Raw genomic sequence first — 2,611 nt, forward strand, 5'->3', positions numbered from 1 at the left:
TGGATTTTAAATTGCTCGATCAAATTTAGCGCGTCTATGGCTAACATATTTTTATCGTCCAGCATTTTAGGATTTTTGGTGGCATATTTTAGCGCGCCGTCATTGATGTCAAAATCCTCTCGCATCAGCGCGCGGCGCAAATCGCCGTCGCTTAAAATCGCCTCGAGCGCGCCTTTTTCGTCCACTAACAAAACAGTGCCGAGCTTTCCGTGCGTCATAACGTCGATGGCTTGTTTTAAGCTGGCGTTATGCTTTGCAACTGGCAAATTTTTACTTTGCATCACGTCTTTTACTTTGACGAAAAGCCGCTTGCCGAGGCTTCCGCCGGGATGAAAATTTGCAAAATCTTCTTTGCCGAATCTGTGCCGTCTCATCAAACAGATCGCTAACGCGTCTCCTAACGCAAGTGTTAGCGTCGTAGAAACCGTCGGTGCGGCGCCTAGCGGGCAGGCCTCTTTGACGATATTTAGGCTTATGAACTCGTCGCTAACCTTGCCGAGCGAGCTGTTTTTATCGCGCGCCATCGCGATGATCTTTACGCCGAAGCGCTTGAGATGAGGCAGAATTCTAACCAGTTCCTCACTCTCGCCGCTAAAACTGATCGCAAGCACCATGTCGTCCTTGCCGATCATGCCCAGATCGCCGTGCAGCGCCTCGGTAGGGTGGACGAAAAACGACGGCGTGCCGGTGCTGGCAAGCGTCGCAGCGATCTTAACGCCTATGTGGCCGCTCTTACCCACGCCGGTGACGATTACCTTGCCTTTGCAAGCTAGGATCAGACTTACGGCTCGCTCAATTTCGCTACCGATAAGATCCACATGCCGCAAAAGCTCCACTCCTTCGAGCCTCAGCACCTCTCGTGCCGTATCTAAAATTTCACTCATTCAACCTTCTTTTTAAAATTTGCTTTCATTTTACGCCTCTTTGCGCCGTGCCTAAATTTGCGCTAGCTAAAATTTCACGCCTTTGAAATTTACGCCATAAAATTTTAATCCGCGAAATTCTGCGCCGCTTCGTTCGTATAGCTGCGGGCTTGCTAGATGCTCTTTAAATTTTGCTTTACGCCGAAATTGTGCTCGAAATTTTACTAGCCGCTTTAAAATTCCGTACCGAAAAACTCGCTTTCATCGCAAAATTTCACGCCAAAAAGCTCGCCAGCACCGCAAAATTTCACCCGCCCGCCGCAGATCAAATTCGCTCTGCTCGCTAAATTTAGCCGCGCTTACATCAAATAAATCACCGGCACGATGGTCGGATATTTTTTGATCTTTCTAAAGATGTGCTTTCGCACGGCCTGGCGAATCTTGCCCTCCAGCGCCCAGTGATCGAGCAAAATCTCATCTTTTAAATTTGCTAAAAACTGCTCGATGATGCCCTGCATCTCCTTGGTAAAGTGCGCCGTTTGGTTGTCAGCGACGAGCCCGTAGGTGATGACGCGCGTCTGGATGAGCCTCTTTTCGTTTTTGTCGATCTGCGCGATGATTACCGCGACGCCCGCATCGGCTAAATTTTGGCGGTGCTTGACGATCTCATCAGAGATCTGCTTGTTGATCTGATTATCGATAAAAACCTTGCCCGTCTTGACGGTCTTGACGCGCTTTAGATATTTTTCGCAAACCTCCATCTGATCGCCGTCGTTCATCAGATAGATATTTTTCTCCTCGATGCCGCACTCCATCGCGGTCTCTTTGTGCTTTACGATGTGATTATACTCGCCGTGCACGGGTAGGAAAAATTTCGGCTTTATTAGGCGCAGCATGAGCTTTTGCTCCTCGATTGAGGCGTGTCCGCTTACGTGTATCTCGCTGAAGTCCTGATACGCGACCTTTGCGCCGCTTTTTAGCAGGTAATTAAGCACGGTCGATACGCTGCTTTCGTTGCCGGGGATTGCTTTGGCGCTGATGATTACCTGATCGGTGGATTTGATTTTAATGTATTTGTGCTCGTCCGTCGCCATGCGGTACAGCGCACTCATCGTCTCGCCCTGCGAGCCGGTAGTAACGATTAAAACCTCATTATCCGGGTATTTGGAGACCTGATCGGCATCGACGAAGATCTTTTTGTCTAAATTTACGTAGCCAAGCTCCATCGCGGTAAATAAATTTCGCTCCATACTTCGTCCGATGACGCAAACCTTGCGGCCGTATTTTACGCCGCGCTCTATAGCCTGATATACGCGGTGGATGTTTGAGCTGAAGGTACTCATTATCACGCGCCCCTTACAGCTCGAAAATATTGTATCAAAGGTCTTGCCTACCGAGCTTTCGGACTTTGTGATCCCCTCTTTGTGTGAGTTCGTGCTATCGCTCATCAAAAGCATAACGCCGCGATCGCCGTAATACGCAAGGCGGTTCAGATCGGTCGGATAGCCGTCGATCGGCGTGTGATCGATCTTAAAATCGCCCGTATGGATGATCGTACCCGCCTTCGTCGTGATCGCAAGCGCGCTCGCATCGATAATCGAGTGCGTTATGTGGATAAACTCGACTTCAAAATCGCCGATCTGATAGAGCTGGCGCTTCTGCACGGGGCGGAAGTAGCTACGCTCGGCTTTTAGGCCGTGCTCTTCAAATTTATTGCTTATCATCCCCAAAGGAAGCGGCGTAGCGTA

Annotated in this window: 2 protein-coding genes; both read right to left on the minus strand. The window is 49.5% G+C overall.

Going from position 1 to position 2,611, the window contains the following annotated elements:
• Positions 1-884 (minus strand): KpsF/GutQ family sugar-phosphate isomerase (locus Q0101_RS00160; RefSeq protein WP_297941355.1); only part of this gene is annotated, 884 nt, incomplete at its 3' end.
• 338 nt (positions 885-1,222) lie between these two features.
• The coding region (locus Q0101_RS00165) for a ribonuclease J (RefSeq protein ID WP_297941357.1) at positions 1,223-2,611 on the minus strand (1,389 nt) is incomplete at its 5' end.

The organism is uncultured Campylobacter sp., from assembly GCF_937921625.1.
GTDB lineage: Bacteria > Campylobacterota > Campylobacteria > Campylobacterales > Campylobacteraceae > Campylobacter_B.